The sequence below is a fragment of the Chryseobacterium sp. CG10_8 genome, assembly GCF_058117085.1.
Map to the genome: position 1 here is coordinate 1 of NZ_JBYVEB010000153.1, position 4,939 is coordinate 4,939.

The 4,939-nt window shown below is 35.4% G+C and carries 5 protein-coding genes; 3 read left to right on the forward strand and 2 right to left on the reverse strand.

All coding sequences use genetic code 11. From position 1 onward, the window contains the following. Positions 1-62 precede the first annotated feature (62 nt). Positions 63-257, reverse strand: coding sequence for a cold-shock protein (locus AC4AGG_RS15280; protein WP_489772880.1), 195 nt, complete (start codon positions 255-257; stop codon positions 63-65). 23 nt (positions 258-280) lie between these two features. Further along, on the reverse strand, positions 281-715 hold the full coding sequence (locus AC4AGG_RS15285; protein ID WP_489772881.1) for a cold-shock protein: 435 nt from the start codon (positions 713-715) through the stop codon (positions 281-283). Positions 716-1,037: 322 nt separating this feature from the next. Here AC4AGG_RS15285 and AC4AGG_RS15290 point away from each other — a divergent pair, with 322 nt between their 5' ends. From AC4AGG_RS15290 to secG, 3 genes are all read left to right on the forward strand, one after another. Next, the gene (locus tag AC4AGG_RS15290; protein WP_489772882.1) at positions 1,038-2,351 is read left to right on the forward strand and encodes a M16 family metallopeptidase; all 1,314 of its coding nucleotides are present in this window, start codon (positions 1,038-1,040) and stop codon (positions 2,349-2,351) included. A 4-nt stretch (positions 2,352-2,355) separates the two neighbouring features. Next, on the forward strand, positions 2,356-4,398 hold the full coding sequence (locus tag AC4AGG_RS15295; RefSeq protein WP_489772883.1) for a M16 family metallopeptidase: 2,043 nt from the start codon (positions 2,356-2,358) through the stop codon (positions 4,396-4,398). Positions 4,399-4,522: 124 nt separating this feature from the next. After that, the gene (secG, locus tag AC4AGG_RS15300) at positions 4,523-4,870 is read left to right on the forward strand and encodes a preprotein translocase subunit SecG (RefSeq protein ID WP_489772884.1); all 348 of its coding nucleotides are present in this window, start codon (positions 4,523-4,525) and stop codon (positions 4,868-4,870) included. The last annotated feature ends 69 nt before the right edge of the window (positions 4,871-4,939 follow it).

Consider the following 4,939-nt stretch of genomic DNA (forward strand, 5'->3'; position numbering starts at 1 on the left):
AAAACAAAAAAAATAAAGCTCCAAATGGAGCTTTATATCGTTTTAGTGAAAAACAAGATTGATTACTGTACTTTAACGTTAACAGCGTTCAATCCTTTATTTCCTTGCTTTACTTCAAAAGTTACTTTGTCGTTCTCTTTGATTCTTCCTAATAATCCAGAAGAATGTACAAAAATGTCCTCACCACCATCATCTGGGGTAATAAATCCGAAACCTTTGGTTTCGTTGTAAAATTTTACGGTTCCTTGACGCGTCATATAATTGTTATAAAAAATTGTTACTATTTAATAATCTGCACATTGATTGCAGAAAAACCTTTTGGTGACCGTTCTTTTTCAAAAGAAACTTTGTTTCCTTTCTTAATCGGTCCATTGCAATTATTCTCGTGGAAGAATATATTGTCTTTGGAGTCATGCTCCGTAATAAAGCCATATCCCTTATCACTTAGGAATGTAACGATACCTTGCTTGATAGGATCCTCTTCTTCAATTGCAGGTACTCCTAGTCTAATATCATTAGGATCAATCTCCAATCTCTCCTGGTCTTGAGGAGGCGTCGAAGTCAATTGTCCATTAGCATCAACATAAAGGAACATTTCTTCTAGACTTTTTCCCTTGTTGTTATTGGTTTTGCGGTCTTCTCTACGTTGTGCTTTTTCTTTTTGTTTCTGTATTTTTTTCTTGTTGTTTTCTTTTTTCGAGAAAGAATCTGCCATATATAAAATTAAATTAAATGAAACTTCGGCCGACCTTCAATTGGAGGTCAGATATGTCTTTTAAAGGGAAACTGTGGAGGCGAAAACTGATTCAAAAAAAGAAGAAAGCAGAAAAGGCTGAAATAGAGACCTATTTAAATAACGTTGCAAATATACGACAAATATTTGAGACCCCTTTTGGATTATTTTATTTTATAATCAATTACTTACCAAACCTTATGGAAAATCGTCAAATTATATGGAGAATTATCAATTATTTTTTCTTCAAGTGTAACATTTTGATTATTTTCGGAACCAATATGTCAAATAATTTTATTCTGTAATGAAAAAGAAACTACTTTCCGCAGCAACGGTCGCTTTTTTGAGCGTACTGGTTAATGCGCAGCAAATTAAATTCGAAGAGTACGATTTACCAAATGGACTTCATGTTATCTTACATCAGGACAATTCTGCTCCTGTAGTAACAACAGGAGTTATGTATCATGTTGGAGCAAAAGATGAAGATCCAGGAAGATCTGGATTCGCTCACTTCTTTGAGCACTTGCTTTTCGAAGGAACTCCTAACATCAAAAGAGGTGATTGGTTCAAAATTGTATCTTCCAATGGTGGAGCTAACAATGCCAACACGACCAATGACAGAACTTATTACTACGAAACTTTCCCTTCCAATAACGAACAATTAGGACTTTGGATGGAAGCTGAGAGAATGAAACATGCTGTCATTAACCAAGTTGGTGTTGATACTCAAAGAGAAGTTGTTAAAGAAGAAAAGAGAATGCGTATGGACAACCAACCTTACGGTAACCTTTTCAACGCGATCTTGTCCAATATGTTCACCAACAGCCAGTACCATTGGTCAACCATCGGATCTATTGAAGACCTTAACGCTGCTAAATTGGAAGAGTTTCAAGCTTTTTATAAAAAATTCTACGTTCCTAACAATGCTACTTTAGTAGTTGCTGGTGATATCAAGCCAGAACAAACTAAAGAGTGGATTAAGGCTTACTATGGTGGAATTCCAAAAGGAACAGTTTATCCATTGAAATACGTTAAAGACGCTCCTATCACTCAACAAAAAGAAGTTAATGTTTACGATCCTAATATCCAACTTCCAGCATATATCTACGCTTACAGAACTCCTGCCAATACAGAAAGAGATTCTAAAGTATTGGATATGGTATCAGCATATTTAAGTGGAGGAAAGTCTTCTGTTTTGTACAAAAAATTAGTAGACGAACAAAAGAAAGCTCTAGAGGTTTCTGCTAACAGTATCGGATTCGAGAAAGAAGGTGTTTTTGCATTTTTTGCAATCCCTATGGGAACAACGCCTCAAAAAGAACTAGAAAAAGTTATCGATGAGGAAATTAAGAAAATGCAAACAACGTTGATTTCTGAAGAAGATTATCAAAAACTTCAGAATCAATTCGAAAATCAGTTTGTTAACGCTAACTCGTCTATTCAAGGTATCGCTCACTCTTTGGCTGACAGCCATGTTTTGAAAGGTAACACCAACCTTATTAATACCGAAATCGATATTTATAGAGGTATTACCCGTCAAGACATTATGAATGCGGCTAAAAAATATCTTAACAGCAACCAAAGAATGATTATTAACTATCTACCTGAAAAAAAGTAAAACAATGAAAAGAAATATCAAATATATTGCAGTAGCATTCTTAATTTCTGGTTTTGTTTCGGCTCAAAAGATTGACCTTAACCAGATGCCTAAAGCAGGACCTACTCCTACCATCAATATTGCACAACCAAAATCTTTTAAACTTAAAAATGGTTTAACAGTAATGGTTGTAGAAAACAACAAATTACCTAGAGTCAATGTATCTCTTTCTATGGACAGACCCCCTTTTTATGAAGGAAACATCGCGGGAGTTAGCGAGATTATGGCTGGACAATTAGGCGAAGGAACTACCAAAATGAACAAAGAAGCATTCAACAAAAGAGTTGACTTCTTGGGAGCCAACCTAAGCTTTTCTTCAGGGGGCGCTTATCTTAATACCCTTTCCAAGTATTTCCCAGAAATGTTAGGAATGATGTCTGATGCGATTAAGAATCCAATCTTCTCAGAAGAAGAAATTCAGAAAAGCAAAGACAGAATGATTGAAGGTCTTAAAACTGAAGAAAAAAGTGCAGACGCAATCGCTTCTAGAGTTTCTAGAGCTTTAACTTACGGTAAAAATACAGAGAGAGGAGAGTTCGAAACAGAAGAGTCCATCAAAGCGATCACTGTTGCTGACGTTAAGAATAACTATTCTAAATATTACGCACCTGACAACGCTTATCTGGTTGTTGTTGGTGACGTTAAATTCAATGATGTTAAAAATTTAATTGAAAAGAATTTTAGCGATTGGAAGAAAGCCAATACCAAATATGATGTTTTGAAACCTGCCAATAATGTTGCAGCTACAGAAATCAATATTGTTGACGTTCCTAATGCTGTACAGTCTGTAATTGATATTGGTAACTTACACGATGTTAAAACCAACAATCCTCAATTTTTCGCAGCAAAATTAGCTAACTTCATTCTTGGAGGTGGTGGTGAAGCAAGATTATTCATGAATCTTAGAGAGAAAAACGGTTTCACTTATGGAGCTTATTCTTCTCTATCAACAGGAAAATATAATTCGGACTTTTCAGCTGGAGCAAGCGTAAGAAACCAAGTAACTGACAAAGCTGTTGTCGAATTCATGAATGAACTTAAGGCTATTAATACTGTAAAACCAGAAGAATTAGCGAATGCGAAAGCAAAATTAAAAGGTGATTTCATCCGTTCTTTGGAGAAACCTGAAACCATTGCAACATTTGCAGTTAGTAAAGAAACTAACGCGCTTCCAGATAACTTCTATACCAACTATCTGAAGTCTATTGATGCAGTAACTCTTGCAGACGTTACCAAAGCTGTTAACGCTACAATTTTCCCTAACAAAGAGAGAATCTTCGTTGCAGGAAAAGTTTCTGAAATTGCAGAAGGTCTTGAAAAACTAGGATACCCTGTTAAATATTTTGATAGCAAAGCTAATCCAGTTGCAAAACCGGAAGCTAAGAAAATGGACGCTAGCGCAACTGTTGCAAGTATTACTGATAAATATATCGCTGCAATTGGTGGAAAAGCCGCTTTAGAAAAGATTAACTCCTACACCACCAATGGAAATATGTCAATGCAAGGACAAAGCATTGATGTCAAAACTATTCTAGCAAAAGGTGGAAAAGAGGCAACTCTGGTAACAGTTGGCGGAATGACCGTTAACAAAGAAGTTTTTGACGGACAAAAAGGTTACGCTGAACAAATGGGTCAGAAGGAAGAAATGACAGCTGAGCAAATTGCAGAGAAGAAGAAAAACACGCAAGTTTTCAAAGAACTTGGTTTCAATAACGCTGACTATAAAGTAGCTGGAATTGAGAAAATCAACGGAGAAGATTCTTACGCCATCAAAGGTGGTAATACAACTTACTACTATAGTGTAAAAACTGGCCTTAAAACAGGAGAAACCAACAAAATTTCTTCACCACAAGGAGAATTCGAAATTCCTCAGACTTTTGGAGACTATAAAGAAGTAAATGGTATCAAATTGCCTCATACGATTACTGTTAATCAAATGGGAATGGAAATGGTAATGAAGGTTACTTCTTACGAGTTCAACAAAGCGACAGACGCTGATTTCAAATAATCTTTGAATAGAAATTATATAAAAAAACGGTAACTTCGGTTGCCGTTTTTTTATTTTAAAACCAATTATTTTGTGGTTGAGTAAAAAAAGGTTAAATTTGCCACTCTAAAATTGAATCATAAAAATGGGCACAATATTTACTTTATTCATGGTACTAATCATCATCGCTTGCGTACTTTTGGTGATAATTATTATGGCACAAAACCCAAAAGGAGGAGGTCTTTCGGGAACATTCGGAGGTGCTTCTTCAGCACAATTTGGTGTACAAAGAACCAATGACTTTATGGAAAAGGCAACTTGGACATTAGGAATTACTATTGGTGTACTATGTTTATTAAGTGTTATTCTTACAGCAGACCCTGCTCAAATGGCAGCAGCTAAAAAGAAAGCGACTACGGAGCAAACAACAAAGCAAGATGGAGCTAAAGAAACAAAAACTCCAACAAAAGAAACTCCAGCTAAAGGAAAATAAGAAAAAATCTAGTAGTAATATTAAAAGCACCTCAATCGAGGTGCTTTTTTAGTTTTATTCATTTTTTTT